Annotated in this window: 26 protein-coding genes and 1 pseudogene; 14 read left to right on the forward strand and 13 right to left on the reverse strand. The window is 70.4% G+C overall.

Annotation, left to right across the window (positions count from 1 at the left end):
• The first annotated feature begins 79 nt into the window (after positions 1 to 79).
• Positions 80 to 736 carry a GNAT family N-acetyltransferase gene (locus M2157_RS16745; RefSeq protein WP_280865635.1) on the forward strand — a complete coding sequence of 219 codons (657 nt, stop codon included), beginning with the start codon at positions 80 to 82 and terminating at the stop codon, positions 734 to 736.
• Positions 737 to 1,097: 361 nt separating this feature from the next.
• On the opposite strand, the gene M2157_RS49120 is transcribed toward M2157_RS16745, so the two are convergent.
• Positions 1,098 to 1,352, reverse strand: a complete 255-nt coding sequence (locus M2157_RS49120) for a hypothetical protein (protein WP_348541793.1) — start codon at positions 1,350 to 1,352, stop codon at positions 1,098 to 1,100.
• 29 nt (positions 1,353 to 1,381) lie between these two features.
• Between M2157_RS49120 and M2157_RS16755 the strand changes: the two genes are divergently transcribed.
• Positions 1,382 to 2,182, forward strand: a complete 801-nt coding sequence (locus M2157_RS16755; protein WP_280865636.1) for a GNAT family N-acetyltransferase — start codon at positions 1,382 to 1,384, stop codon at positions 2,180 to 2,182.
• Positions 2,183 to 2,190: 8 nt separating this feature from the next.
• Here the strand turns inward: M2157_RS16755 and M2157_RS16760 are convergent, their stop codons facing one another.
• Entirely contained in the window at positions 2,191 to 2,916 is a 726-nt protein-coding gene (locus tag M2157_RS16760) for a rhomboid-like protein (RefSeq protein WP_280863787.1), read from the reverse strand.
• Between the two features lie 215 nt (positions 2,917 to 3,131).
• Here M2157_RS16760 and M2157_RS16765 point away from each other — a divergent pair, with 215 nt between their 5' ends.
• From M2157_RS16765 to M2157_RS16785, 5 genes are all read left to right on the forward strand, one after another.
• Positions 3,132 to 3,809 (forward strand): spermidine synthase, encoded by a 678-nt coding sequence (locus M2157_RS16765; RefSeq protein ID WP_280865637.1) that lies wholly within the window; start codon positions 3,132 to 3,134, stop codon positions 3,807 to 3,809.
• Between the two features lie 123 nt (positions 3,810 to 3,932).
• Positions 3,933 to 4,670, forward strand: coding sequence for a response regulator transcription factor (locus tag M2157_RS16770; RefSeq protein WP_057612257.1), 738 nt, complete (start codon positions 3,933 to 3,935; stop codon positions 4,668 to 4,670).
• The gene (locus M2157_RS16775; RefSeq protein ID WP_280862599.1) at positions 4,667 to 5,773 is read left to right on the forward strand and encodes an ATP-binding protein; all 1,107 of its coding nucleotides are present in this window, start codon (positions 4,667 to 4,669) and stop codon (positions 5,771 to 5,773) included. Before M2157_RS16770 ends, M2157_RS16775 begins: the two co-directional genes overlap by 4 nt.
• 294 nt (positions 5,774 to 6,067) lie before the next feature.
• A complete protein-coding gene (locus M2157_RS16780; protein WP_280865638.1) occupies positions 6,068 to 9,874 on the forward strand; it encodes a multifunctional oxoglutarate decarboxylase/oxoglutarate dehydrogenase thiamine pyrophosphate-binding subunit/dihydrolipoyllysine-residue succinyltransferase subunit in 3,807 nt (1,268 codons plus the stop codon).
• An 87-nt stretch (positions 9,875 to 9,961) separates the two neighbouring features.
• Entirely contained in the window at positions 9,962 to 10,141 is a 180-nt protein-coding gene (locus M2157_RS16785) for a DUF6104 family protein (protein WP_003992906.1), read from the forward strand.
• A gap of 85 nt (positions 10,142 to 10,226) precedes the next feature.
• Here M2157_RS16785 and M2157_RS16790 read toward each other — a convergent pair whose 3' ends face one another.
• Complete coding sequence (locus M2157_RS16790) at positions 10,227 to 11,069, reverse strand: hypothetical protein (RefSeq protein WP_280865639.1); 843 nt, start codon at positions 11,067 to 11,069, stop codon at positions 10,227 to 10,229.
• 156 nt (positions 11,070 to 11,225) lie between these two features.
• Between M2157_RS16790 and M2157_RS16795 the strand changes: the two genes are divergently transcribed.
• Together M2157_RS16795 and M2157_RS16800 are read left to right on the forward strand one after the other, a co-directional pair.
• Entirely contained in the window at positions 11,226 to 12,266 is a 1,041-nt protein-coding gene (locus tag M2157_RS16795; protein ID WP_280862601.1) for a DUF4097 family beta strand repeat-containing protein, read from the forward strand.
• A gap of 1 nt (position 12,267) precedes the next feature.
• Positions 12,268 to 13,344, forward strand: a complete 1,077-nt coding sequence (locus M2157_RS16800) for a PadR family transcriptional regulator (protein ID WP_280862602.1) — start codon at positions 12,268 to 12,270, stop codon at positions 13,342 to 13,344.
• A 45-nt stretch (positions 13,345 to 13,389) separates the two neighbouring features.
• Here the strand turns inward: M2157_RS16800 and M2157_RS16805 are convergent.
• From M2157_RS16805 to M2157_RS16820, 4 genes and pseudogenes are all read right to left on the reverse strand, one after another.
• A pseudogene (locus M2157_RS16805) lies at positions 13,390 to 13,955 on the reverse strand (Clp protease N-terminal domain-containing protein).
• Complete coding sequence (locus M2157_RS16810) at positions 13,955 to 14,164, reverse strand: HTH domain-containing protein (protein WP_007384656.1); 210 nt, start codon at positions 14,162 to 14,164, stop codon at positions 13,955 to 13,957. Before M2157_RS16810 ends, M2157_RS16805 begins: the two are co-directional and overlap by 1 nt.
• A gap of 104 nt (positions 14,165 to 14,268) precedes the next feature.
• Positions 14,269 to 15,234 carry a zinc-binding dehydrogenase gene (locus M2157_RS16815; RefSeq protein WP_280862604.1) on the reverse strand — a complete coding sequence of 322 codons (966 nt, stop codon included), beginning with the start codon at positions 15,232 to 15,234 and terminating at the stop codon, positions 14,269 to 14,271.
• Positions 15,235 to 15,979: 745 nt separating this feature from the next.
• On the reverse strand, positions 15,980 to 17,203 hold the full coding sequence (locus tag M2157_RS16820) for an NADP-dependent malic enzyme (RefSeq protein WP_280865640.1): 1,224 nt from the start codon (positions 17,201 to 17,203) through the stop codon (positions 15,980 to 15,982).
• A 645-nt stretch (positions 17,204 to 17,848) separates the two neighbouring features.
• On the opposite strand from M2157_RS16820, the gene M2157_RS16825 reads away from it, so the two are divergent.
• From M2157_RS16825 to M2157_RS16835, 3 genes are read left to right on the forward strand one after another with little or no spacing between them, the layout of a single operon-like run.
• The gene (locus tag M2157_RS16825; RefSeq protein WP_280865641.1) at positions 17,849 to 18,808 is read left to right on the forward strand and encodes an ABC transporter substrate-binding protein; all 960 of its coding nucleotides are present in this window, start codon (positions 17,849 to 17,851) and stop codon (positions 18,806 to 18,808) included.
• 30 nt (positions 18,809 to 18,838) lie between these two features.
• Positions 18,839 to 19,777: an amino acid ABC transporter permease gene (locus tag M2157_RS16830; protein WP_280865642.1), complete on the forward strand. Its 939-nt coding sequence runs from the start codon at positions 18,839 to 18,841 to the stop codon at positions 19,775 to 19,777.
• A gap of 1 nt (position 19,778) precedes the next feature.
• On the forward strand, positions 19,779 to 20,540 hold the full coding sequence (locus M2157_RS16835) for an amino acid ABC transporter ATP-binding protein (protein ID WP_280862608.1): 762 nt from the start codon (positions 19,779 to 19,781) through the stop codon (positions 20,538 to 20,540).
• 58 nt (positions 20,541 to 20,598) lie between these two features.
• Here M2157_RS16835 and M2157_RS16840 read toward each other — a convergent pair whose 3' ends face one another.
• On the reverse strand, positions 20,599 to 21,357 hold the full coding sequence (locus tag M2157_RS16840; protein ID WP_280865643.1) for a class I SAM-dependent methyltransferase: 759 nt from the start codon (positions 21,355 to 21,357) through the stop codon (positions 20,599 to 20,601).
• Between the two features lie 99 nt (positions 21,358 to 21,456).
• Between M2157_RS16840 and M2157_RS16845 the strand changes: the two genes are divergently transcribed.
• Positions 21,457 to 22,086 (forward strand): CGNR zinc finger domain-containing protein, encoded by a 630-nt coding sequence (locus M2157_RS16845; protein ID WP_280862610.1) that lies wholly within the window; start codon positions 21,457 to 21,459, stop codon positions 22,084 to 22,086.
• Here the strand turns inward: M2157_RS16845 and sodX are convergent.
• Positions 21,990 to 22,427, reverse strand: coding sequence for a nickel-type superoxide dismutase maturation protease (gene sodX, locus M2157_RS16850; RefSeq protein WP_280863788.1), 438 nt, complete (start codon positions 22,425 to 22,427; stop codon positions 21,990 to 21,992). The genes M2157_RS16845 and sodX overlap by 97 nt on opposite strands.
• 145 nt (positions 22,428 to 22,572) lie before the next feature.
• Between sodX and sodN the strand changes: the two genes are divergently transcribed.
• Positions 22,573 to 22,968 (forward strand): superoxide dismutase, Ni, encoded by a 396-nt coding sequence (sodN, locus tag M2157_RS16855; protein WP_007491258.1) that lies wholly within the window; start codon positions 22,573 to 22,575, stop codon positions 22,966 to 22,968.
• Between the two features lie 91 nt (positions 22,969 to 23,059).
• Here sodN and M2157_RS16860 read toward each other — a convergent pair whose 3' ends face one another.
• From M2157_RS16860 to M2157_RS16875, 4 genes are all read right to left on the reverse strand, one after another.
• Positions 23,060 to 23,863 carry a phosphatidate cytidylyltransferase gene (locus M2157_RS16860; RefSeq protein ID WP_280868216.1) on the reverse strand — a complete coding sequence of 268 codons (804 nt, stop codon included), beginning with the start codon at positions 23,861 to 23,863 and terminating at the stop codon, positions 23,060 to 23,062.
• Complete coding sequence (locus tag M2157_RS16865; protein WP_280865644.1) at positions 23,860 to 25,605, reverse strand: histidinol-phosphate transaminase; 1,746 nt, start codon at positions 25,603 to 25,605, stop codon at positions 23,860 to 23,862. The genes M2157_RS16860 and M2157_RS16865 overlap by 4 nt, the downstream gene beginning before the upstream one ends.
• A gap of 143 nt (positions 25,606 to 25,748) precedes the next feature.
• On the reverse strand, positions 25,749 to 26,621 hold the full coding sequence (gene ppk2 / locus M2157_RS16870) for a polyphosphate kinase 2 (protein WP_266559653.1): 873 nt from the start codon (positions 26,619 to 26,621) through the stop codon (positions 25,749 to 25,751).
• 26 nt (positions 26,622 to 26,647) lie between these two features.
• A complete protein-coding gene (locus M2157_RS16875; protein WP_057612179.1) occupies positions 26,648 to 26,884 on the reverse strand; it encodes a hypothetical protein in 237 nt (78 codons plus the stop codon).
• Positions 26,885 to 26,895 lie beyond the last annotated feature (11 nt).

Here is a 26,895-nt window from a genome sequence, read left to right on the forward strand (position 1 = left end):
CTGCCGGGATCAGCAGTTCGGGGCCTATGGTCCTCCAGTAATAGACGGATGCGGATAGCGGTCATTACAGGGGGATGTCGTGGACGGAGTTGTACGGGCGTGGGTGACCGGCTGGGTCGTGTCCCGCGGGGCGGCGGCGCCGGAGCGTGAGCCGTGGGGGTTCACCGTCGACGTGGGCCAGGTCGCGCAGGTGTCGCGGCACGTGTTCGACGCGCTGGGCGACGACGTGGACGAAGAGGTCGTGCGCAAGGTGGCGGGCGGGGTGACGGGGGCCGGGGTGTGGCTCAAGGTGTTCCAGGGCCCGGAGGTGGTCGGGCCCTGGCTGGACGAGGGCTGGTGGGTGGATCCCGAGCCGGGTTACCTGATGACGGTCCCGCTGACCGCGCCCGCGCGACGGACCGCCGCCCCCGACGGATACCGGCTGCGCACCTGGTCCGTCGGCGGCGTCACCCGCATGCTCGTCGCCGCGCCCGACGGTTCCCTCGCGGCGCGCGGTCAGGTCGCTCCGACCGGCGCGACCGCCGTCTTCGACCAGATCGAGACCGTGGCCGCCCATCGGCGCCGGGGGCTGGGCAGCGTCGTCATGCGCACGCTCCAGGCCGTGGCGATCGGCACGGGTGCGCAGACCGGCGTCCTCGCGGGAACGCCGGCGGGGCGGGGACTGTACGAGTCTCTGGGCTGGCATGTGGAGGCTCCGCTCACCAGTGCGAAGTTCATGGGGCCGGACGCCGGGTGACCGTCCGTCGCCGCCCGCGGAAAACCCGGAGGCGACCGGGGACGGCCTCTGTCATGCTGCGCCGGTGATCGCCCCGATACCTCCGGTGGTTCCCGCCGGCCACATGGCGGACAACACCCAGCCGGTCCTGGCTCTTCCCGGCGGTCTGGAACTCCGGCCCTGACGCACGCCCCTGCTGCCGGCGCTGACCGAGGACGAGGCACGCGCGTACCGGGCGGATGCGGGAGCGGTGGAAGAGGGAGACTGCGGCGGTGTGGGGGGTTGGGTGGGAGGACGAAGGGGCGGGCGTCCTCACGAGCACCGGCATCGGCCTCGCCGCATGGATCAACGTCGACCTCGGCCGGGGCCACGCCGAGATCGCCTACTGGGTGCTGCCCGCGGGCCGCGGCACCGGCATCGCGGTCCCCGTCGGCTCACCGACTGGGCGCTGCACGAGCTCGGCCCGCACCGCCTCACCCTCTGTCACGCCGTCGCCGACGAGGCCTCCTGCCGGGCGGCGGAGAAGGCCGGCTTCCGGCTGGAGGGCACCGTGCGCCACGCCCTCCTCCACGCGGACGGCCGGCACGACCAGCACCTCCACGCGCGCGTGCGGGGCGACGACCAGAACGACCGACACGACCGGGACGACCGGGGGAACGAGCGACCATGACCACCACAGACGTACAGCCCCTCCTCTCCGCCTACGACGACCAGATGCGCGGCGCTCCCCCGACCCCGCCCGCGGGGGTGACGTACGAGCAGGACGGACCGCTGCTCAGGATCGTCGGCCAGTTCCGCGGGTTCGTGAGCGGGCCGCGCGACCTCGGCGTCGACGGTGACGCGCTCGACGAACTCATCGCGCGGCAACGTGACTTCTTCGCGGCACGCGGCGAGGCCGTCGAATGGAAGACCCGCTCCCACGACACCCCGGCCGGCCTCACCGAACGACTCCGTGCCGCCGGTTTCGTGCCCGAGGAGCGGGAGACGGTGCTGGTCGGCCGGGCCGCCGAGATGGCCGTACGGCAGCCCGCGCCGCAGGAAGGCATCACCGTGCGCCGCGTCACGGCGGACGCCGACATGCGCCGGATCGCCGCGATGGAGTCGGCGGTGTGGGGCCAGGACTGGAGCTGGCTCGCCGACGACCTGATCGGCAGGGTCGCCGGCGCGCCGGACGACATCGCGGTGTACGTCGCCGAGGCGGACGGCGAAGTGGTGTGCGCCGCCTGGCTGGTGTTCCGCACGGACACGGGGTTCGCGAGCCTGTGGGGCGGATCCACGCTCGCCGAGTGGCGGGGCAGGGGCATCTACCGCGCCCTGGTCGCCGTACGCGCCGCTCTCGCCGTCTCCCGCGGAGTCACCTATCTGCACGTGGACGCGTCTGACGACAGCGCGCCCATCCTGCGCAGGCTGGGGATGCACGCGGTGACCACGACGACGCCGTACGTCTGGACGCCCCCGGGCCGCTGAGATCGCGCCTAGGGCCTGTCGGTGAGGGGCTGACGTGCGCGGTGCCACCGCCGTGCCGCCGGCCAGGTCGCGACGCCGATCGTCAGGGCGATCAGGTGGCCCCAGTCGGTCATCGGGTCGGTGAACGCGATCAGGTCCGTCACCAGCATCCAGCCGAACAGGGCGAGCAACGGCCAGCGCAGCCACGGCCCGAGCAGCCCCGTCAGCGCGCCGAGGCTCGCGGCGACGCCGAAGCTGACTCCGTAGTCGAGACGGTGCAGTGAGCTGGCGGGCAGATGCCCGAACAGGACCGCGAGCCCTGTGGGGACCTCCGTGGCGAGGGTCGCGCCGACATGCCCGAGCAGGAAGACACCGGCCGTGCGCACACCACCGATCCGACGCTCCAGCGCGGTGAGGACGAACAGCAGGGCGACGGCGTACGGCGAGAGGATCCCGCCCGCGATCCACAACGCGCTGGCGACCAGCACCAGTACGGGCGTCCGCACGAGGTGGGCGACATCGGTGCTGGAGCCCTGGTGCAGGGTGTGCACGAGGGCGGGGTCCAGATACGCGGCCACGAGCGAGACGACGGCCAGGACGGCGCCGTAGACGAAGGTGAACGGGGTCCCGGCGGGGGTGGGGAACAGCCGCAGCAGGCGAGGGGCGCGAAGTCGGGTGTCCGGGGCGGCCGTTGCCGGGGGTGTCACGGGTGTCTCGGCGGCACCCGTCCCGCCCCGTTCCCGCTGCCGGGGCATCCCGTCGAGCAGGCCCGCCACCGACGCGGGGGCGGGCGCGTCGTCGGAAGGAGGTGCAGGCACGGTCCGTTCCAAGGTGAGCTGCTCCTTCCGTTTCACCCCCAGCCTTCGTGCCCGACCCACCCGTTGTCTGTGACCTGCGCCACCTCGCCCCCCATTCACAGAGACTTCTCAAGAAGTCCCGGTCCGGACGCCGCACCTGCCAGGATGAGCCGATGCCCACCTCATACGACATTCCCGAAGTCCTGGACCGTCGCGAGGGCCCCTACGGGGAGGTGGTCCTGCGGCGCCACGGCGAGTTGCTCCAGATCATCGCCAACGGCTGCTTCCTGATGGACACCTCCGACGGACGCTCGGAGCGGATGCTCGTCGACGCGGCGCTCGACGCCCTCGACGACCGCCCCGCCCCGCACGTCCTCATCGGCGGCCTCGGCGTCGGCTTCTCGCTCGCACACGCGGCCGCGAACCCTCGCTGGGGCCGGATCACGGTCGTCGAGCGGGAACCGGCGATCATCGACTGGCACCGCGCGGGCCCGCTCTCGGCGCTCTCGGCGAAGGCGCTCGCCGATCCTCGGACGAACATTCTGGAAACGGATCTAGTCGGATTCGTCAATGAGACATGCGCCACTTTTGACGCGCTCTGCCTCGACATCGACAACGGGCCCGACTGGACGGTCACGGAGGGCAACGGCGGACTCTACGCGCGTGCCGGACTCACAAGCTGCGCAAGGGTGTTGAAGCCGGGCGGGGTACTGGCCGTGTGGTCCGCGAAACCCTCTGCGGAATTTGAGGGATCCCTATCAAATGCCGGGTTCCAGCAGGTACGTACCGAGGAGATCCCCGTTGCCCGGGGCGTACCGGACGTCGTGCACCTTGCCGTCCGACCTGGATAGCAAAGGGGTGATGACTCCCCGTACTCTGCTTCCCTACGCCGATCATTCAAGCGTCAATCGCAGTCATGCGCAGACAAGGAATCACCCCACATGGTTCCGGAAAGCACTCCCCAGGGGCGGGCGATGGAGCAGACACACACCTCCCACAACGGCACGACGGCTACGCCGGGCGCACAGCGCCGGGTTCTGGTCGTCGAGGACGATCCGACGATCGTCGACGCCATCGCGACCCGCCTGCGCGCCGAGGGATTCCTCGTGCAAACGGCGGTCGACGGTCCGTCGGCGGTGGACACGGCCGAGGCCTGGCAGCCGGACCTGCTGATCCTCGACATCATGCTGCCCGGCTTCGACGGTCTCGAGGTCTGCCGCCGTGTGCAGGCCGCCCGTCCGGTGCCGGTGATGATGCTCACCGCGCGGGACGACGAGACCGACATGCTGGTCGGGCTCGGCGTCGGCGCCGACGACTACATGACCAAGCCGTTCTCGATGCGTGAGCTGGCCGCGCGCGTGCACGTCCTGCTGCGGCGGGTCGAGCGGGCCGCACTGGCCGCCGCGACGCCCCGGTCCGGCATTCTCCGGCTCGGCGAGCTGGAGATCGACCACGCGCAGCGCCGGGTACGGGTGCGCTCGGAGGACGTGCATCTGACGCCCACCGAGTTCGACCTCCTGGTGTGCCTGGCGAACACCCCGCGTGCGGTGCTCTCCCGCGAGCAGCTGCTGGCCGAGGTGTGGGACTGGGCGGACGCCTCCGGCACCCGCACGGTCGACAGCCACATCAAGGCGCTGCGCCGGAAGATCGGCGCCGAGCGGATCCGCACGGTGCACGGCGTGGGCTACGCCCTGGAGACGCCGACGCCATGAGCGAGGGTCCGGCCGGCCGGAGAAGCCCCAGGGAGCCCTGGGGCGGCGTAAGCCCGTTCTCGATCAAGACGAAGCTGGGTGCGCTGGTCGTCATCGCGGTCCTCATCACCACCGGGCTGATGATGATCGCGATGCGCACGGCGACGGAGCTGCGCTTCATCACGGTCTTCTCGATGATCGCCACACTGCTCATTACGCAGTTCGTGGCGCATTCGCTCACCGCGCCGCTGGACGACATGAACGCGGTCGCCCGGTCCATCTCGCACGGCGACTACACCCGCCGGGTGCGCGAGAACCGGCGGGACGAGCTGGGCGACCTGGCCCAGACGATCAACCGCATGGCGGACGACCTGGAGGCCCAGGAACGCCAGCGCAAGGAACTTGTGGCAAATGTCTCCCATGAGCTGCGCACGCCCATCGCGGGCCTGCGCGCGGTGCTGGAGAACATCGTCGACGGGGTCACCCAGGCCGACCCCGAGACCATGCGCACGGCCCTGAAGCAGACCGAGCGGCTCGGCCGGCTGGTGGAGACGCTGCTGGACCTGTCCCGGCTCGACAACGGCGTCGTACCGCTGAAAAAGCGCCGTTTCGAGGTGTGGCCGTACCTGTCGGGCGTGCTGAAGGAGGCCAACATGGTCGCCACGGCGCGCGCGGGCATCGCGTCCGGGTCCGGCAGTCACACGCGCAACGACGTCCATCTGCACCTCGACGTGTCCCCGCCGGAGCTCACCGCGCACGCCGACCCGGAGCGCATCCACCAGGTCGTCGCCAACCTCATCGACAACGCGGTCAAGCACAGCCCGGCGCACGGCCGGGTGACGGTCAAGGCGCGGCGCGGGTCCCTGCCGGAGTCGCTCGAGCTGGAGGTGCTCGACGAGGGCCCCGGCATTCCGCGCTCGGAGTGGCACCGCGTCTTCGAGCGGTTCAACCGCGGCCAGGTCAGGCGGCCGCACGGGCCGGGCAGTGACGGCGGCACCGGACTCGGGCTCGCGATCGCCCGCTGGGCGGTGGATCTGCACGGCGGCCGGATCGGAGTGGCCGAATCCGATCGGGGCTGCAGGATCCTTGTCACCCTTCCAGGACTTCCATCTCTGCCAAGTTGACGTAAAGTTCGAAGCGGAGCCACAAGATCCATCTCTGTTCCGCTCCGACGGACACGTGTGATCAGGCAGAGGGCCGCGCCACCGTCGCGCAGGGCCCCGCTCGGCGCTTCCCTCCCGTGGATTCACGCAGCGGAACCACGCTTGTTTCCCGCCATTTCCACCCCCGAAACCCGCTCTTTGATGTGACTTACACGACGATGGACCGGCCCGGCCTGACCTTCACCGTCTTGGGGGCGTAGCCTTTATTCCCGCTGTCCATCACCTTGTGAGAAGCGGAAGAGGGCGGTTGCCGCCGTGTCGCCACAGTCCCCCAGTAACTCGAGCATCTCGACCGACGCAGACCAAGCGGGCAAGAACCCCGCTGCCGCGTTCGGCCCGAACGAGTGGCTCGTCGACGAGATCTATCAGCAGTACCTCCAGGACCCGAATTCGGTAGACCGTGCCTGGTGGGACTTCTTCGCCGACTACAAGTCGGGGGCCGCCGCTCCGGCTGCGGCGGGTACCGCGGCCGCGGGGGCCGCGGAGACCACCACTGCGGCCGCGGCCGCACCTGCCCCCACCGCTCCGGCCCAGGCTGCCGCGCCGGCCCCGGCCGCTGCACCGGTCGCCAAGCCGGCCGCCGCGGCTCCGGCCCCCGCCAAGGCCGCTCCGGCCGCTGCCCCGGCTCAGGCCGCTCCGGCTGCCAAGCCGGCCGCCGCGAAGCCCGCCGCCGCTGCGGGTTCTGCCGCGGAGGGCCCGGAGATGGTGACCCTGCGTGGTCCCGCCGCCGCGGTCGCGAAGAACATGAACGCCTCCCTGGAGCTGCCCACGGCCACGTCCGTGCGCGCGGTCCCGGTGAAGCTGCTCTTCGACAACCGCATCGTCATCAACAACCATCTGAAGCGGGCCCGGGGCGGGAAGATCTCCTTCACGCACCTGATCGGCTACGCGATGGTGCAGGCCATCAAGGCCATGCCGTCGATGAACTGGCACTACGCGGAGAAGGACGGGAAGCCCACCCTCGTCAAGCCGCCGCACGTCAACTTCGGCCTCGCCATCGACCTGGTGAAGCCCAACGGCGACCGCCAGCTGGTCGTCGCGGGCATCAAGAAGGCCGAGACGCTGAACTTCTTCGAGTTCTGGCAGGCCTACGAGGACATCGTCCGCCGCGCCCGTGACGGCAAGCTGACGATGGACGACTTCACCGGTGTCACGGTCTCCCTGACCAACCCCGGCGGCCTCGGTACGGTCCACTCGGTGCCGCGTCTGATGCCCGGACAGTCGGTCATCATGGGCGTCGGCTCCATGGACTACCCGGCGGAGTTCCAGGGCACCTCCCAGGACACCCTGAACAAGCTCGGCATCTCGAAGGTCATGACGCTCACGTCGACCTACGACCACCGGGTCATCCAGGGTGCCGCCTCCGGCGAGTTCCTGCGGATCGTCGCGAACCTCCTCCTCGGCGAGAACAACTTCTTCGACGAGATCTTCGAGGCGCTGCGCATCCCCTACGAGCCGGTCCGCTGGCTCAAGGACATCGACGCCTCGCACGACGACGACGTCACGAAGGCCGCCCGCGTCTTCGAGCTGATCCACTCCTACCGGGTCCGCGGCCACGTCATGGCCGACACCGACCCGCTGGAGTACCGCCAGCGCAAGCACCCCGACCTGGACATCACCGAGCACGGCCTCACCCTGTGGGACCTGGAGCGGGAGTTCGCGGTCGGCGGCTTCGCCGGCAAGTCCCTGATGAAGCTGCGCGACATCCTCGGTGTGCTGCGCGACTCGTACTGCCGCACCACCGGCGTCGAGTTCATGCACATCCAGGACCCGAAGCAGCGCAGGTGGATCCAGGACCGCATCGAGCGCTCGCACACCAAGCCGGAGCGCGAGGAGCAGCTGCGTATCCTGCGCCGGCTGAACGCTGCGGAGGCCTTCGAGACCTTCCTGCAGACCAAGTACGTCGGCCAGAAGCGCTTCTCCCTGGAGGGCGGCGAGTCCGTCATCCCGCTGCTCGACGCGGTGCTGGACTCGGCCGCCGAGTCCCGCCTGGACGAGGTCGTCATCGGCATGGCCCACCGCGGCCGGCTGAACGTCCTGGCGAACATCGTCGGCAAGTCGTACGCGCAGATCTTCCGCGAGTTCGAGGGCAACCTCGACCCGAAGTCGATGCACGGCTCCGGCGACGTGAAGTACCACCTGGGCGCCGAGGGCACCTTCACGGGCCTGGACGGCGAGCAGATCAAGGTCTCGCTGGCCGCGAACCCCTCCCACCTGGAGACGGTCGACCCGGTCATCGAGGGCATCACCCGCGCCAAGCAGGACATCATCAACAAGGGCGGCACGGACTTCACGGTCCTGCCGGTCGCCCTGCACGGCGACGCGGCCTTCGCGGGCCAGGGCGTGGTGGCCGAGACCCTGAACATGTCGCAGCTGCGGGGTTACCGCACCGGCGGCACGGTCCACATCGTCATCAACAACCAGGTCGGCTTCACGGCCGCCCCGGAGTCCTCCCGCTCGTCGATGTACGCGACGGACGTGGCGAGGATGATCGAGGCCCCGATCTTCCACGTGAACGGCGACGACCCGGAGGCCGTGGTCCGCGTCGCGCGGCTCGCCTTCGAGTTCCGCCAGGCGTTCAACAAGGACGTGGTGATCGACCTCATCTGCTACCGCCGCCGCGGTCACAACGAGTCGGACAACCCGGCGTTCACCCAGCCGCTGATGTACGACCTGATCGACAAGAAGCGCTCGGTGCGCAAGCTGTACACCGAGTCCCTGATCGGTCGCGGCGACATCACCCTGGAAGAGGCCGAGCAGGCCCTGCAGGACTACCAGGGCCAGCTGGAGAAGGTCTTCACGGAGGTCCGCGAGGCCGTCACGGCCCAGCCGGCCGCCGGACCGGTCTCCGACCCGCAGGCCGAGTTCCCGGTCGCCGTGAACACCGCGATCTCCTCGGAGACCGTGAAGCGGATCGCCGAGTCCCAGGTCAACATCCCCGACACCTTCCACGTCCACCCGCGTCTGCTGCCGCAGCTGCAGCGCCGGGCGTCGATGGTCGAGGACGGCACGATCGACTGGGGCATGGGCGAGACGCTGGCCGTCGGCTCCCTGCTCCTGGAGGGCACCCCGGTCCGTCTGTCCGGCCAGGACTCCCAGCGCGGCACCTTCGGCCAGCGCCACGCGGTCCTGATCGACCGGGAGACGGGCGAGGAGCACACCCCGCTCCAGTACCTCAACGAGGACCAGGCCCGCTACAACGTCTACAACTCCCTCCTGTCCGAGTACGCGGTCATGGGCTTCGAGTACGGCTACTCGCTGGCCCGCCCCGACGCGCTCGTGCTGTGGGAGGCGCAGTTCGGTGACTTCGTCAACGGCGCGCAGACGATCGTCGACGAGTACATCTCGGCGGCGGAGCAGAAGTGGGGCCAGACGAGCGGTGTGACGCTGCTCCTCCCCCACGGCTACGAGGGCCAGGGCCCGGACCACTCGTCCGCGCGCGTGGAGCGCTTCCTCCAGCTCTGCGCCCAGAACAACATGACGGTCGCGATGCCGACCCTCCCGTCGAACTACTTCCACCTCCTGCGGTGGCAGGTGCACAACCCGCACCACAAGCCGCTGGTGGTCTTCACCCCGAAGTCGATGCTGCGCCTCAAGGCCGCCGCGTCGAAGACGGAGGAGTTCACGTCGGGTCAGTTCCGCCCGGTCATCGGCGACACGTCCGTGGACGCTGCCGCGGTCAAGAAGGTCGTCTTCTGCGCCGGCAAGGTCTACTACGACCTCGAAGCCGAGCGTCAGAAGCGCGGTGTCACGGACACGGCGATCATCCGCGTCGAGCGCCTTTACCCCCTTCCGGGTGCCGAGCTCCAGGCCGAGATCGCCAAGTACCCGAACGCCGAGAAGTACCTCTGGGCCCAGGAGGAGCCGGCGAACCAGGGCGCATGGCCCTTCATCGCCCTCAACCTGATCGACCACCTGGACCTGGCGGTCGGCGCGGACATCCCGCACGGCGAGCGCCTGCGCCGGATCTCCCGCCCGCACGGCTCGTCCCCGGCGGTGGGCTCGGCGAAGCGGCACCAGGCCGAGCAGGAGCAGTTGGTGCGTGAGGTGTTCGAGGCGTAACCGCTCTCGAAGGCTGTACGTGACCGGGCCGCACCCCTGTTCGAAAGGGGTGCGGCCCGGCCGTTTCGGCGCACTTATCCTTGAGCCATGTACTTCACGGACCGTGGCATCGAGGAACTGGAGAAGCGGCGCGGCGAGGAGGAAGTCACCTTCGAGTGGCTCGCCGAGCAGCTGCGGACGTTCGTCGACCTCAATCCCGACTTCGAGGTGCCGGTGGAGCGGCTGGCCACGTGGCTGGCCCGGCTGGACGACGAGGACGACGAGTAGGTCGTACGGCTTCTCGACCGCGGGGCGCCCCTGAGGTGCCCCGCTTTTCGTGCCGGTGACCGGACGCGGTGATCGGACGCGGGGGTCAGTCGCGGGGGTGCGTCAGGTCGTACGACAGCCCGAGCGCCCCGTGTGCCAGCAGCAGCGCTCCCGCCGTGAGCCAGCCCCCGCTGCGGTGTCGCAGGCCCCAGGCGGCCAGCGGGAGGCCTGCCGCCATCTGGGCCAGGGCGAGGGTGCGGGCCTTGGGGTCGCCGGACCAGGGGAGCCAGGGGGTGAGGCGCCGACCCGCGACGACTTCGAGTTCGCCGCGGACCGTCTGCCAACCCTCCCACTCGACCGGGCGGGCGTCCGGCCGATCCCGGGCCGCCTCGTGGAGGCGGTCGGTCGGTTCACCGGGAGCGAGGCCGGCGGGGAGGTCGAGGCCCACGCGCGTGAGGACCGCGAGCAGACCGCGCAGGCGGGCGCGGGCGTCCGAGGCGGGATCCGGTCTCGTCAGGTGGTCGAGGGACTGGACGTCCAGGACCGGGTCGAGGGCCAGGCGGGCCGCGAAGGTGCGCATGGCCTCGTCCTCGCCCGCCGGGGTGCCATTGGCGAGCCAGACGTAACCCACAGGGCGGTGGAAGCCGGACGCGAGGGTGTAGCCGCCGCGGTCGGCGTCCCACCACAGGGCGAGAACGGGCCAGGGAGCGCCGACGGCCAGGGCGGTGGCCCAGCCCGTCATGACGCGGTCGACCGGCTCCTCACCGCGCAGCCACGGCCCGCCACCCGGAACGAGGACGCTCCAGCCCTCCCCCGCGCGCGTGAGGAGCATGCGCTCGCGCAGCAGCCGGGCGGCGGGGGCGACGGAATCCGGCGCGGCCCGGCAGAGCAGCAGGGCGCCGGGAGCGGGGCCGGTGCGACCGGTGCGGGAGGTGGCTTCCGTCGACATGGTCACACGCTAGGGCGATTTTCAGCGTTTTGCGGCGATTGTTCATATCTGAAGCCTGGATGTCCCCGGAACGAGTGTCTTGACTTTCGACGTCCACGATATATCGTGAATTGCAGGAGACGCGATATGGCGCGTTGCTACGGGGAGGTCTGCACCATGCCCGAGTGGTCCGTGACGGAGCCCAGGAAGCTCACCTTCGACGAGCCCGTACGCGAACTCCACGTGCGCATCGTCAACGGAACGGTGAACGTGGTGGGCACGGACGAAGGTTCCGCACGCCTGGAGGTGTCCGAGATCGAGGGACCGCCTCTGGTCGTCACCCAGGAGGGCGAGACCCTCACGGTGGCCTACGAGGACCTGCCCTGGAAGGGCTTCCTCAAGTGGCTCGACCGCAAGGGCTGGCGGCGCAGCGCGGTCGTCTCGCTGGCCGTGCCGGCCGACACCCGCGTCGAGGTGGGTGTGGTCAGCGCCGCGGCCGTCGTGTCGGGGGTGCGCGGCCCGTCAGTGGTGAAGGGGGTCAACGGCGACACGACCCTCGTCCGCCTCTCCGGTCCCGTCCGCGCCGACACCGTCTCGGGGAACCTCGAGGCGCAGGCCGTCACCGGTGACCTGCGGTTCAACTCCGTCTCCGGGGACCTCACCGTCGTGGAGGGTTCAGGCCCCTCGGTGCGGGCCGACTCGGTCAGCGGCTCGATGATCGTGGACCTCGATCCGGAGGGGCCCACCGAGGTCCGGCTGACCAGTGTCTCGGGTGAGATCGCCATCCGGCTCCCCCAGCCCGCGGACGCGGAGGTGGAGGCCAACACCGCGAGCGGGACGATCTCCAACGCCTTCGACGGCCTGCGCGTGCACGGCCAGTGGGGCGCCCACAAGGTCACCGGCCGCCTCGGCGCCGGCACCGGCAAGCTCCGCGCGACCACCGTCTCCGGCTCCATCGCCCTCCTGCGCCGCCCGCCCCGGGAGGACGAGGAGGAGCCGTGGGAGACGGATCCCTTCGTGAAGGACGCCGACACCGGTGCCGGACCGGCTGACGCCGCCGACCCGGTGCACAGCGAGGGCGGCACCTCGGGGGACAATCCCCTTTCCGGCCCGGCCGACGACCCCGACCTCACGGACGACCACGACCCCACGGTCGATCCGACGGACGACCCGACCCGCGCCCCGGCCGACGGCACGACCGACAAGAAGGTGCTCTGACATGCCTCCCGTCTTCGCCCACGGCCGCCTCCGTCTCTACCTGTTGAAGCTGCTGGACGAGGCCCCGCGCCACGGTTACGAGGTGATCCGGCTCCTGGAGGAGCGTTTCCAGGGCCTGTACGCCCCCTCGGCCGGCACCGTCTACCCCCGGCTGGCCAAGCTGCAGGCGGAGGGCCTGGTCACCCACACCACCGAGGGCGGCCGCAAGGTGTACGCCATCACGGACGCGGGCCGCGCCGAGCTGGCCGACCGCAGCGGTGAACTGGCCGACCTCGAGCTGGAGATCCGCGACTCGGTCGCCGAGCTCGCCGCCGAGATCCGGGCCGACGTGCGCGGCGCGGCGGGTGATCTGCGGCGCGAGATGCGGGCTGCCGCGACCCAGGCCCGCCGGGGCGGTGGCGCCAAGGACGGCACCGGTGAACACGAGGGCCCCTTCGGGGACTTCACGGAGTACGCCGACAAGGAGGCGTGGCGCACCGCCAAGGAGGAGATGCGCCGCGTCAAGCAGGAGTGGAAGGAGCAGGCCCGGCGCGCCAAGGACGAGAGCCGCCGCGCCCGCGAGGAGGCCCAGCGGGCCCGCCGCCAGGCCAAGGAGGCCCAGGACCGGGCCCGGGAGCAGGCGCAGGAGGAGGTGCAGCGCATCGCCAAGCGTGTACAGGAGCAGGTGCAGGACCATTTCGCGCGCGGCGACTGGCCTACGGGGGTGCGCGAGGGGCTGACCGAACTGGCCAAGGAGTTCGGCGAGTTCGGGAAGGACTACGGCAAGGAGTTCGGGAAGGACTTCGGCTTCGGCCGGGGCGGCGCGAAGTCCGAGAAGGCCGAAGGGACGTCCCCGGGCCCCCAGTACTCGCACACCCCGGAGGACTTTCCCGCCGAGTACGAACCCGCCTGGGCCCACGAGGACTCCACCGGCGATCCGGCCCGCGACCTGGACCGCCTGCTCGACCGCTTCCGCGACGACATCCGCGACGCGGCCCGCGACCACGGCATCACGGCCGAGCAGCTGCGCGACGCCCGCCGCCATCTGTCGACGGCGGCGGCCCACATAGGAGCACTGCTGCGAGCACCGAAGGCCTGAGCCGGCCGGGCGCCGCCGTCCTGGACGGCGGCGCCCCCGCGGGACTCAGCCGGCCTTCGCCTCTCCCCCGCCGTAGAGGACACGCACGACCGACTCGTAGGTCACGCCGTGATCGGCGAGGACCTCCCCTGGCACCCCTGGCCTCACGGTCAGGGCCAGCAGGATGTGCTCGTCGCCGACATGGCGGTCCCGCCGGGCCACAGCGATACGGAGCGCCTTCTCCAGGATCTCCTTGGCGCCCCGCCCGAAGGAGCGCCGCCCGGACCACCACCCCTTCTCCTTCCGGTCACCGGACATCGCCCCGACCCCGTGCACCTCCTCGATCCGGGCGACGATCTCCGAGACGTCGATCCCGAGCCCGGCCAGCGCCTCGGCGTCCGCCTGGGACAGCCCGGCCCGCCGCCGCGCCTCGCCCAGCGCCTCCCGTACGGCGTCCCCACGCTCAGCCAGCCCGAGAGCGGCCAGGGCGAAGGAGGCCCGGCTGGCCTCCCGGTCCAGCAGCGCCAGCAGCAGATGCTCGGCGTCCACGGAACCCGCCCCCCCGCCCCCTCGGCCTGTTCGACCGCACCCATGACCACCGCCCGGGCGTCCTTCGTGAACCGCTCGAACATCAATGCCTCCCGTACTTCTTGTGCACGGCCTGCCTGCTCACTCCGAGTTCCGCGGCGATCTCCTGCCACGACCAGCCCTGATTGCGCGCACTGCGCACCTGCACCGACTCCAGCTGCTCCAGCAGCCTGCGCAGTGCGGCGACGGCACGCAGTCCGACCCGGGGATCGCGATCACCGGCGCGCTCGGCGAGATCCGTTGCTTCGGTCATGACGTCAACCTACGTTGACACCAACCACCTGTCAACCACAATTGACAAACGTCGGCGGCCGGTCCGAACCCGGACCGGCCGCCGACGCGAAGTGAAAGCAGAGATCAGCCGTTCGTGAGCACGACCTTCCCGAACTGCTCACCGGACTCCACCCGTTGAAAGCCCTCACGCGCACGGTCCATCGGGAGCACCTCGTCGATCACGGGCCGCACACCCGTGGCCGCGCAGAACGCGAGCAGGTCCTCCAGCTCGTCCTTGGTCCCCATGGTCGAGCCGACGACCTTGAGTTCCAGGAAGAAGATCCGGGTCAGTTCGGCGTGCGAGGGGCGGTCGCCGCTCGTGGCACCGGAGATGACCACCGTGCCGCCGGGCTTGAGCGACTTCACGGAGTGCGACCACGTGGCCGCGCCCACCGTCTCGATGACGGCGTCCACCCGCTGCGGCAGCCGCGCGCCCGACTCCAGCGCCTCCACGGCCCCGAGCTCCACCGCACGCTTCCGCTTGGCCTCGTCCCGGCTGGTGGCGAAGACCCGCAGCCCCGCGGCCTTCCCCAGCACGATCGCGGCCGTGGCGACTCCGCCGCCGGCACCCTGCACCAGCACGGAGTCACCGGGCCGGACCCCGGCATTCGTGAAGAGCATCCGATACGCCGTCAGCCAGGCCGTGGGCAGACAGGCGGCCTCCGCGAAGGACAGCTCCTTCGGCTTGGGGAGGATGTTCCAGGTCGGCACGGCAACCTGCTCGGCGAACGTCCCCTGATAACGCTCGGTGAGGATGGAACGGGGCTCCTTGGGGCCGACACCGTGCCCGCTCTGCCCGATGACGGAGTGCAGGACGACCTCGTTGCCGTCCTCGTCGACACCGGCGGCGTCACAGCCGAGGATCATCGGCAGCTTGTCCTCTGCGAGGCCCACGCCGCGCAAGGACCAGAGGTCATGGTGATTGAGGGAAGCGGCCTTGACGTCGACGACGCTCCAACCCGGGCGAGCCTGGGGGGCCGGGCGCTCCCCCAACTCCAGTCCCGAGAGCGGGTTGTCGCGGTCGATCCGGGCGGCGTAGACAGCGAACATGACCTTGACGATAGGCAACGGGGGCTGCGTGGGGAACCGGGTCGCGCTGTGACACACGCCCTCTTGCGGAATGGAGCGCGTATGGGGGTGCCGGGTCGGGTTGTCGGGCGGCCGCGGGCAGCTGCGCTGGGCTTGGGCCGGGCGCCTATGGGGGTGCCGGGTCAGGTTGTTGCGCGTCTGCGGGCCGGTGGGGGCTGGTCGCGCAGTTCCCCGCGCCCCTGGGGAGTTGCAGTCACCCGCGCCAAGACGGACCGTTCGTCACCTCGCGCGCCGCAGCGGACCGGTCGCCGCACCGCGCACCCCGACGGACCGTTCGCCGCACCGCGCACCCCGACGGGCCGTTAGCCCCACCGCGCGCCCCGACGGGCCGTTCGCCGCGTACGGCGCGCAGGGGACGGGGTGGGGGGTGTCCGCCCGCAGCGGCCGGCGTCCATTACCGAGCACCACTCAACAGGCCGAGCCGCCGGACCGAGGACGGATACCCCCCACCCCGGCCCCGACCCACCCACCGGAACGCACGCGCTACACCAGCCCCCACCGAAGCCGAAACGGGCCGCCGCAGGCATCCAGGGGCGCGGGGAACTGCGCAACAACGCCCGCCCCCACCCAACCCGCACCCGAACCCGAACCCGAACCCGCCCAACCGCCGGAGGCACCCTCACCCGATCAGCCGCACCCGAAGGCAAAGAAATGGCCCCGCCCGGAAACCACACCCGGACAGGGCCACCCCCACACGCAACAGAACTCAGCGGCGAGCAACACCCTCAGCCCGAGCCGCCGCCGCAACCGCCGCCGTGACCGCCGGAGCCACCCGCTCGTCGAACGGGGACGGGATCACGTAGTCCGCCGCCAGATCGTCCCCGACCACCGAGGCCAGCGCCTCGGCCGCCGCGAGCTTCATGCCCTCCGTGATCCGCGAGGCCCGCACCTGCAGCGCCCCCGCGAAGATCCCCGGAAACGCCAGCACGTTGTTGATCTGGTTCGGGAAGTCGGACCGCCCGGTGGCCACCACGGCCGCGTACTTGTGCGCGACATCCGGGTGCACCTCGGGGTTCGGGTTGGCCATCGCGAACACGAAGGCCCCCTTCGCCATGGAGGCGACCGCGGACTCCGCGACCGTACCGCCGGACACGCCGATGAAGACGTCCGCACCCGAGAGCGCGTCCTCCAGCGACCCCGACAGCCCCGCCTTGTTCGTGAACCCGGCCAGCTCCCGCTTCACGGACGTGAGGTCGTCCCGGTCGGCGGACACGACACCCTTGCGGTCGGCGACGGCGACATCCCCGATGCCCGCCTCGACGAGCATCTTGGCGATGGCCACGCCCGCAGCGCCCGCACCGGAGATCACCGCACGAAGATCCCCGATCGACCGCCCGCTCAGCCGCGCTGCGTTCCGCAGTGCCGCCAGCGTCACGACCGCGGTCCCGTGCTGGTCGTCGTGGAACACGGGAATGTCGAGCTGCTCCTGGAGCCGCCGCTCGATCTCGAAGCACCGGGGAGCCGAGATGTCCTCGAGGTTCACGCCGCCGAACGACGGCGCGAGACGGACCACGGTCTCGATGATCTCGTCGACGTCCGTGCAGGCCAGCGCGAGCGGAACCGCGTCCACGCCGCCGAACTGCTTGAACAGGATCGCCTTGCCCTCCATGACCGGGAGGGAGGCCTCGGGCCCGATGTCGCCGAGCCCCAGCACGGCCGTACCGTCCGTCACGACGGCGACGACCGACGACTTCCACGTGTAGTCGTGGACGAGTTCCGGCTTCTCGGCGATGGCGCTGCACACCTTCGCCACGCCGGGCGTGTACGCGAGGGACAGGTCGTCCTTGTCACGGACCGGCACGGTGGCCTGCACAGCCATCTTGCCGCCGCGGTGCAGCGCGAACGCGGGGTCGAAGGAATCGAGGGGCTCCGCCCCTCCGTCCTGTCCCGTATCGCTGTCGCTGCGAGGATTGACGATCTCCGCTGCCACTTTGTCTTACCCCTTAGGTCTTCATGGTTTGAGGGTGGCCACTCCTGGTTGAGAAGTGGGCGGGCACCGCGTACGGCCCTGTTCACTGATGCGTACGGGCCGGTACACGACGGGCGCGCCGCACACGCGCCCTGAGCCCCGGATGAGGGGTGTAAAGAACCTTCTTACCGGACGACCGGCGTCGAGGACGAGTCCAATACGTCCAAGGTCACATGCCGGAACGTAAATCGATCATCGATCATCGGAGGCCGGTGACATGAATCATGGAGGGCCATCCGGACAAACCATCGGCAGGCCCTTGACGATCACCTGACAGGCGCCCAACCGACCGCGGCCCGCTCCGTCCCGGTCGCCCGCTCCGCGACTCGCACCGAAGATCTTCCGGCCGGAATGCCAGATTCCCGCAGATGGTCCGGTCGTGATGTACGGACATGGTGCGGTTCGGGGGTCACCCGTTATCCGATTTTGACATGACCGGCCCCCTGAATGGTCCAGTCCGAATGGCAAGATGCCGTCATCACACGAGGTCGCGACACTCGAAGGCGTGTGCTCTCGTCGACCTGAGGAATGAAGGCAGCGCTGCCGAACCACTCGGCAGCCGCCCCGCCCATCGGCAACTCCACCCATCCGCCGGAGGAACCCACCATGACCGCAAGCTCCACCCGTCGTACGACCGTCGCGCGCACCAGGACTGCCGCGGTAGGTGCGATCGCGGTCGCAGGCGCCCTGATTCTCACCGGTTGCGGTGACCAGACGGACAGCGGCGGCAGCACCAAGGAATCCGCGTCGTCCAGCAAGGCCCCGCTGTTCGACAAGCTGCCCGCGAAGATCCAGAAAGCCGGCGTCATCAAGGTCGGCACCAACGCCGAGTACGCCCCCATGGAGTACCAGGAGGGCGGCAAGATCGTCGGCGTCGACCCCGACATCGCGGCCGCGCTCGGCAAGCAGCTGGGCGTGGAGTTCCAGTTCACCTCGGGCTCCTTCGACGGCCTGATCAGCTCCCTGAACTCCGGGCGCTACGACGTCGCCATGTCCTCCATCACGGACACCAAGGCGCGCCAGGAAGGCCTGGACGAGGACGGCAAGAAGCTCGGCCCCGGTGTCGACTTCGTCGACTACTTCACGGCCGGCACCGCCATCTACGTCCAGAAGGGCAACCCGCAGAAGATCGGCTCGATCGAGGACCTCTGCGGTCAGAAGGTCGCCGTGCAGCGCGGCACGACCTACGAGCAGGCCCTGCAGAAGCAGTCCAAGGCGTGCACCGAGGCCGGCAAGAAGAAGATGACGATCGAGTCGTTCGACAACGACACCGAGGCCCAGACCCGGGTGAAGTCGGGCGGCGCGGTCGCGGGCGTCAACGACTACCCGGTCGCCGTCGACCTCGCCCGCAAGGCCGACGGCGGCAACGCCTTCGAGGTCGTCGGCGAGCAGGTCGACGCCGGCCCGTTCGGCATCGCGGTGAACAAGGACAACAAGGAGCTCACGAGCGCCCTGGAGGCGGCCGTGAACGCCATCATCGAGGACGGCACGTACAAGAAGGTCCTGGACAAGTGGGGCGCCGAGACCGGCGCCATCGACAAGGCCGCGATCAACGGCGGCAAGTGACGGACCCCGCACCACTGAAGGGCAGTCACGGTGACTGACAAGTTCGACAAGGGGCCGGCGGACACACCGCCGCCGGCCTCCCTCGCACCGGAGACCATCAAGGCCATTCCGGTCCGCCACTACGGCCGCTACGTCAGCGCGGTCATCGTGCTGGCGCTGGTGGCCCTGCTGGTCAACGCGTTCGCCACCGCCGAGAAGATCCAGTGGAGCGCGGTCGGCGACAAGCTGTTCGACTCCACGGTCCTCGCGGGTGCCGGCCGCACCCTGCTGATCAGCGTCCTCGCGATGATCGTGGGCGTGGTCCTCGGCGTCGTGCTGGCCGTGATGCGGCTCTCCAAGAACCCGGTGACGAGCTGGGTGGCCTGGTTCTACATCTGGTTCTTCCGCGGGACCCCGGTCTACGTCCAGCTGCTGCTGTGGTTCAACCTGGCGCTGATCTTCCCGATGCTGAATCTCGGTCCGATCTACAAGGACGAGATGACGGACGTGATGACCCCGTTCATGTGCGCCCTGCTGGGCCTCGGCCTGAACGAGGCCGCATACATGGCGGAGATCTGCCGCGCCGGTCTGATGGCGGTCGACGAGGGCCAGACGGAGGCCGCGCACGCGCTCGGCATGAGCCACGGCAAGACGCTGCGCAGGATCGTGATCCCGCAGGCGATGCGGGTGATCGTGCCGCCGACGGGCAACGAGTTCATCAACATGCTGAAGACCTCGTCGCTGGTGTACGCGGTGACCTACAACGAACTGCTGCGCGCCACCTCGACGATCGGCTCGACGTCGTACGCCGTCATGGAGATGCTGTTCGTGGCCTCCATCTGGTACCTGGTCATGACCAGCGTGTTCAGCGTCTTCCAGTACTACCTGGAGCGCCGTTTCGCCCGCGGTTCGTCCCGGAGCCTGCCGCCGACGCCGTGGCAGAAGATCAGGGTCAACCTGATGGCCTTCAGTCGCGAAAGGGGCGTGTGACATGACCGCCATGGTGAGGGCCGAGAGCGTCCACAAGTCCTTCGGCCTGGTGGAGGTCCTCAAGGGCATCGACCTGGAAGTGAAGCAGGGCGAGGTCTTCTGCCTCATCGGCCCCTCGGGCTCCGGCAAGTCGACCTTCCTCAGGTGCATCAACCACCTGGAGAAGGTCAACGCCGGCCGGCTGTACGTCGACGGCGAGCTGGTCGGCTACCGCGAGAAGGGCGACAAGCTGTACGAGCTCAAGGACAGCGAGGTCGCGCGGCAGCGCCGGGACATCGGCATGGTGTTCCAGCGGTTCAACCTGTTCCCGCACATGACGGCCGCCGAGAACGTCATGGAGGCACCGGTCCAGGTCAAGGGCGTGGGCCGGACCCAGGCCCGGGAACGCGCGCGGGAACTCCTGGAGAAGGTGGGCCTGGCCGACAAGGCGGGCAGCTACCCCGCCCAGCTCTCCGGCGGCCAGCAGCAGCGCGTGGCGATCGCCCGGGCGCTCGCGATGGACCCGAAGCTGATGCTCTTCGACGAGCCGACCTCGGCGCTCGACCCGGAGCTGGTCGGTGACGTCCTCGACGTCATGCGCGACCTCGCCGAGTCCGGCATGACGATGGTCGTCGTCACCCACGAGATGGGCTTCGCCCGCGAGGTCGGCGACAGCCTGGTCTTCATGGACGACGGCGTGGTGGTGGAGTCCGGCGACCCCCGCGAGGTCCTGACGAACCCTCAGCACGAGCGCACGCAGGCGTTCCTGTCGAAGGTGCTCTAGCGGTACGACGCCGAAGGGGCGGTACGGGATTCCCGTACCGCCCCTTTCGCATGGGCGCCTACCTGAGCGCGAGCAGCAGCGTGTCCGACGGCGAGCACCACACCGGCCGGGCCTCCCCGAAGCCCTTCTCACGCAGCACGCGTGCGTGCCACGCGGCGGACGGCATGTCCCCGTCGGCGTGCTCGCCGTAGATCTCGAAGCGGCGCGCCGTCGGCCCGGCGAGGACGGGGTCCTCGGCGGCGACCTGCCACCATTCGGCCCAGTCGAGGGCGCCGTCCCGCTTGGCCCGGTCCATGTGCGCGTGACGCTGCGCGCGTTCGGCCGCGTTGATCCGGGGCGTGGCCTCGTCGATCATGTGGTCCGCGTTCATGAAGACACCGCCGTCGCGGACGAGTTCCGCGATCCGGCCGTAGAGGGCCGCGAGGGGTTCGCTGTGCAGCCAGTGCAGGGCCGTGGCGGTCAGGACGGCGTCGTACGAGTCGTAGGGCAGCTTCGCGGGCCAGTCGGGGTCCTTGAGGTCGGCCGTCACGAGGGTGACCCGCTCGTCGTCGGCGAACGTGCCCTCGGCGATGGCGAGGAGCGCCGGGTCGAGGTCCACGCCGGTGCTGGTCGCGTCCGGGAACCGGGCGAGCAGCCTGGCCGTGATACTTCCCGTGCCGCATGCGAGGTCGAGGACGCGCGGCCGGGGCCCGACGAGGGCCTCGACCATGTCGAGCATCACCCGGAACCGTTCCTCGCGGTCCGGCATGTACCACTCCTGCTGCCGGTCCCAGCTCTCCTGCCAGGCCTGCCAGTCGGTGCCGACACCAGTCGTCATGGGAACCCCCTGTCCGCTCACTGTCGTAATACCCTGGAAGCACGATCAGCTGTTACCCGACCGTGCCACGACGATAGAACGCCTCCGTAAGGACTACAAGTGGAACTGGCCTATTACTCGGACTACGCCGTACGTCTGGTCAACAGCGAGGACCCGGCCCGCGGCAAGGACTCACTGACCTCGGTGGAGGCCGTCCGCGACCTGTTCGGCGGTTACGGCACGGGCGCCCGCCGCGCCACCGACGCCGACGTCACCCGGTTCCGTTCGGTCCGGGCCCGGCTGCGATCGGTCTTCGAGGCGGCGGACAAGGGCGACGAGACGCTCGCGGTGGACCTGCTGAACTCGCTCCTGCTGGAGTTCCCGGTGAGCCCGCAGATCTCCGGGCACGACTTCCGCGACGACGACGGCCGCCCGCTGTGGCACATGCACCTGGCGGACCACCCGTCCAACGCCACCGCCGGGTACGCGGCGATCGCGGCGATGGGCCTGGCGTTCCACCTCACCGAGTACGGCGTGGACCGGCTGGGCCTGTGCGAGGCGGCCCCCTGCCGCAACGCCTACCTGGACACCTCGACCAACCGCTCCCGGCGCTACTGCTCCGACCGCTGCGCCACCCGCGCCAACGTGGCCGCCTACCGGGCCCGCAAACGCCTGGAGGCCGACCGGTCGGGGAAGACGGGCCGCACGGCGGACAGCGCCCAGCGCACGGCGGCCAGCGGCGAGCGCTGACCCGGCTTGAGCGGCCGGTAACGCAGCCGGGCCTTGCCCAGCACGAGTTCCTCCGGGACGACGCCGTAGTCCGTGCTGTCGCCGCCCGCGAACGCGTTGTCCCCGAGCACCCACCAGCCGCCCTCGCGCCGCTCGACGGCCCGCTTGACGACGAGAAGGTCCTGCTGGAACGGATGCCGCAGGACCACGATGTCACCGGGACCGATCCTGGCCCCCCAGTGCACGACGAGCTGGTCACCGTGCTGGAGCGTGGGCACCATCGACGGCCCGGTCACCTCGGCCACCCCCACGAAGGGCAGCAACGACCTCTCCCGCTCGGTCTCCTGCGACAGCTCCGGCATCCCCGGCACCTCCCCGGTACGTTCATCCACCAGTCTCAGTCTGACCCCGGACTTTTGTCCTAAGCCCATGGGGGCACCCGCGATTTCGCCTCTCCCAGGGAGTAATGTCGCACCAGAGAAGACGATCACGAGGAAGGAATGCTCCATGCTTTCCCGCCTGTTTGCCCCCAAGGTCAAGGTCAGCGCACACTGCGACCTGCCCTGCGGTGTGTACGACCCGGCCCAGGCCCGCATCGAGGCGGAGTCGGTGAAGGCCGTGCAGGAGAAGATGGCCGCCAACGACGACCCGCACTTCCAGGCCCGTGCCACGGTCATCAAGGAGCAGCGCGCCGAGCTCGCGAAGCACCACGTTTCCGTGCTCTGGAGCGACTACTTCAAGCCCCCGCACTTCGAGAAGTACCCGGAGCTGCACCAGCTGGTCAACGACGCCCTCAAGGCCCTCTCGGCCGCCAAGGGCTCGACCGACCCGGCCACCGGTCAGAAGGCTCTGGACTACATCGCCCAGATCGACAAGATCTTCTGGGAGACCAAGAAGGCCTGACCCTCAGGTCGCCGAACGCGTGGAAGGGGCTCGGCCGGCTGATACCGGCCGAGCCCCTTCCGCGTAAGCCGAGCCCCTTCCGCGTAGGACGTCAGCTAAGGACGAGCAGCACGGCCAGTGCGATGAGCAGCGAGTCGATCCGGTCCAGCAGGCCGCCGGATCCGGGTAGCCAGTGGCCGGCGTCCTTGACCTGCGCACCTCTTTTGATCATGGATTCCAGCAGGTCCCCGGCGGGTCCGCCGACCGCCACCGCGATCGCCATCGGCAAGGTCAGCGCGGACAGCACGGCCAGCACGCAGACCCCGGCCGCGGCCCCGGCCAGGGCCCCGCTCCACCGCTTGGCCGGTGACAGCGGCGACAACCGCGGCCCACCCAGCCGTCGTCCGGCGAAGTACGCCGCGATGTCGGCGACCGAGACCGCCACGAACAACGCCAGCGCGCTCGCCCCGAGCGGCACCAGCGCGGCCAGCACACTCAGCCAGGCCAGCCCGAGCAAGCCGGCGCCGAGCCGCCGCAGACCATGGTCGGCGTCGCCGGTCACCAACGGCACCGCGGCCACCGCGAGCGCCCCGACCGCCAGCGCCCGAAGCACCTCGCCGGGCGCCAGCCAGGCGGTCAGCACCACACCCGCCACCGCCGCGGCCAGCACCGCGCGGTCCACCGGGCCCAGCAGCATCAGCCCGCCGAACTCCAGCACCGCGATCACCCCGACCACGACGGCGACGGCCGCGGTACCCGGCTCGCCCCACCAGAACGCCCCGGTGACCAGCGGCACCCCTACCGCCCAGGCGCACCACCGGATGATCAGCTCGCGGCGCCGGGAGGCCGCCACCGCGACACCGCCCAGGGCCAGCGCCCCACCGAGCCAGGGCGCCAGCGAGGCCACGGTGATCACCGAGCGGCTGCCGTGGCGGGGGTCGGCCGCAGGACGTCCAGGGCGGCCCGGCACGCCGCCACGATGCGCGCGTTCTCCGCGGTGTCCCGGACCGCGATGCGCACGGTGCGCCCCTCGTACCGCGGCGACAACGGCGACAGGTCGCGCAGGTACACACCGTGGCGGCGGCACTCGGCCACCAGCTGGGCGGCACTCGGTCCGTCCGGCGGCAGCGTGACGGAGAGGAAGTTCGCCACGGACTCCTCGACCGTCACGCTCTGCGCCGACCCGGCCAGGTCCGCCGCAAGCCGCCGACGCAGGGCGTGCGTGGCGTGCCAGCGCTCGCGGTAGTACTCCGGATCGCGCAGCGCCGCCACGGCGGCCAGCTGTGCCGGCAGACTGACCGGCCAGGGCGGAGTCCATCGGCGCAGTTCCGCCGCCGTGGCCGGTTCGGCCACCGCGTACGCGGCTCGCATGCCGGACAGCGCGTACATCTTCGACAGCGAGGTGCAGACGGTCACCCGCGGGTCCGTCGCGGCGAGGCCGGCGAGCGACTCGTCCAGGCCGACGTAGCCCAGGTACGCCTCGTCGATCCACCAGTGCGTACGGTCCGGCGCGGCCTCGATCACTGCGCGCAGCCCGGACGCCGGCGCGTGCCGCCCTGTCGGGTTGTTCGGGTTGACGACCACCACGAGGTCGTAGCGGCCGGAGCGGACAGCCGCGGACAGCCGGTCCGGATCGATCCGCCAGCCGTCCTCGCGCCGCAGCGGGAACCGGTCCACCCGGCATCCGATCACCCGCTCCGTGACGTGGGCGTACTCGCCGTAGCACGGGTCGGTCAGCAGTACCCGGCTCTGCGGGGTCAGCCGGCGGCCGAACGCCCGGAAGATCAGGTCGGACGAACCGGCGCCCACCGCCAGGGCGTCCTGCGGCAGCCGCCGGGCCGCGGCGATCTCCGCCGACATGCCCTCGGCGCCGGACGGCGGCGAGGTGCGGGCGGCCCAGTCCGGGTCGTCCGCGAGGGCCGCCCGCACTCCGGGGGCCGGCGGGAACCAGGCGTCCAGCACATCGGCCATGACGATGTCGTGCCGCCGGTGCAGGGTGCGGAAGTCCGTGCCGATGGCGGTGAACGAGGCACCGCCGTGCTCGCAGCCGTCCGGCCGGGGCGCGAACGGCATGTCGAGCCGCCAGTCCACCACGGACCGCAACCGCTCCAGCGCGCTGCCGTAGCGCTCCCTCGCCCGCCTCGTCAGCTCGGGCACCTCGCCGGTCAGCACCTCGAACGTCACCGCCCCGCTGCGGACGGTACGGCCGACCGGGCGCAGACCGACGGCCCGGTACAGGTCGAGCACTTCCGTACGCCCCATCGCCACCACCCGGCGGCCGCCCCGGGAGGCGATCCAGCGCAGCGCCGCGTACATCAGCAGGGGTGCCGCCGAGGTGGTGCGCCAGCGCGGCTCGACGGTGAGGATGCGCACCTCGAACACGTCGTGGCCGGCGAGCGCCGGCAGTTCGTCGCGGGTCAGGTACTTGTCCAGCCCGAACCGCCCCAGCCACGGCGGAGTGAGGCTGACGAAGCCGATGCGGGCCGTTCCGCGCGCCGCGACGAGGTAGACGTTGTCACCGTCGAGACCGTCGCTCAGCCGCCCGGCCGGATCCGGCGGGTGCTGGCCCAACTCCTGTGCGTAGACCCGGTGACGCAGTTCGTGGATCCAGTCGAGATCCTCCGAAGTGGCTGTGCGCAACTGCAGGTCACGAACCATGAGCACCTCTTTCGACGCGGGTGGGTTGCATCATGGAAAACCCGCGCCGCCCCCGCCAGAGCCGAGCGCCGCTACCGGCCTGAGTACGGGTACTCAGGCGCGATCGCCCTCTGTGTGCTCCGGCACTCGGCCCGCAACGCCTCCTAGTCCTCGCCCGCCTCCAGCAGTCCCGCCGCCGCGCCCACGATCCGCGGATCCGGCATGCCGACCACCTCGTCGTCCTTGTCGGAGTAGTCGAAGCGGGCCAGCACACTGCGCATGGCCTCGACGCGGGCCCGCTTCTTGTCGTTGCTCTTGACCACCGTCCAGGGCGCGAACTGGGTGTCCGTCTCACGGAACATGGCGACCTTGGCGGCCGTGTAGTCGTCCCAGAGGTCCAGGGACGCGAGGTCCATGGGGCTGAGCTTCCACTGCCGTACGGGGTCGATCTGACGGATGGTGAAGCGGGTGCGCTGCTCACCCTGGGAGACCGAGAACCAGAATTTCAGCAGGTCCACGCCGTCGTCGACGAGCATCCGCTCGAACAGCGGGGCCTGCCGCATGAAGCGCCGGTACTCGTCGTCCGTGCAGAAGTCCATGACCCGCTCCACCCCGGCCCGGTTGTACCAGGACCGGTCGAACAGCACGATCTCGCCCGCGGTCGGCAGATGTTCGACGTACCGCTGGAAGTACCACTGCCCGCGCTCGCGCTCGGTGGGCTTCTCCAGCGCCACCACCCGCGCGCCACGGGGGTTCAGGTGCTCCGTGAAGCGCTTGATGGTGCCGCCCTTGCCGGCCGCGTCCCGCCCCTCGAAGACGATGACGAGCCGGCGCCCGGTCTCCTTGATCCAGCTCTGCAGCTTCAGCAGTTCGATCTGCTGGAGCCGCTTGTGCCAGTCGTACTCCTTGCGCTCCATGCGGTGCGCGTAGGGGTAGTTCTCCCGCCAGGTGTCGATCGGGCTGCCGTCCGGGCGGATGAGGACGGGGTCGTCGGGGTCGGTGTAGTCGACCTTCAGGTCGGTCAGCAGGGGCGTCATCGTTGCTCCCCTCTCGTCTCGGTGGATCAGTGGAACTGCGGCACGATCAGATAGATGCCGTACGCCACCACCGCCGCGCAGGCGAGGAAGCACAGGCCGGCCTGGGCGATGCCGAGTGTGGAGGTGCCACCACCGCCATCCTCCCTCGCCCCTTCGAAGCGGGCGAGGCCCAGGACACCGAGGGCGAAGACGACGACCACGGCGACGGTGACGCCGACGCTCACCGCGGTGACCTGGCCGAGTGCGGTCCAGTCGATGCTCATGACAGGAACTC

The organism is Streptomyces sp. SAI-127 (assembly GCF_029894425.1).
Classification (GTDB): domain Bacteria; phylum Actinomycetota; class Actinomycetes; order Streptomycetales; family Streptomycetaceae; genus Streptomyces.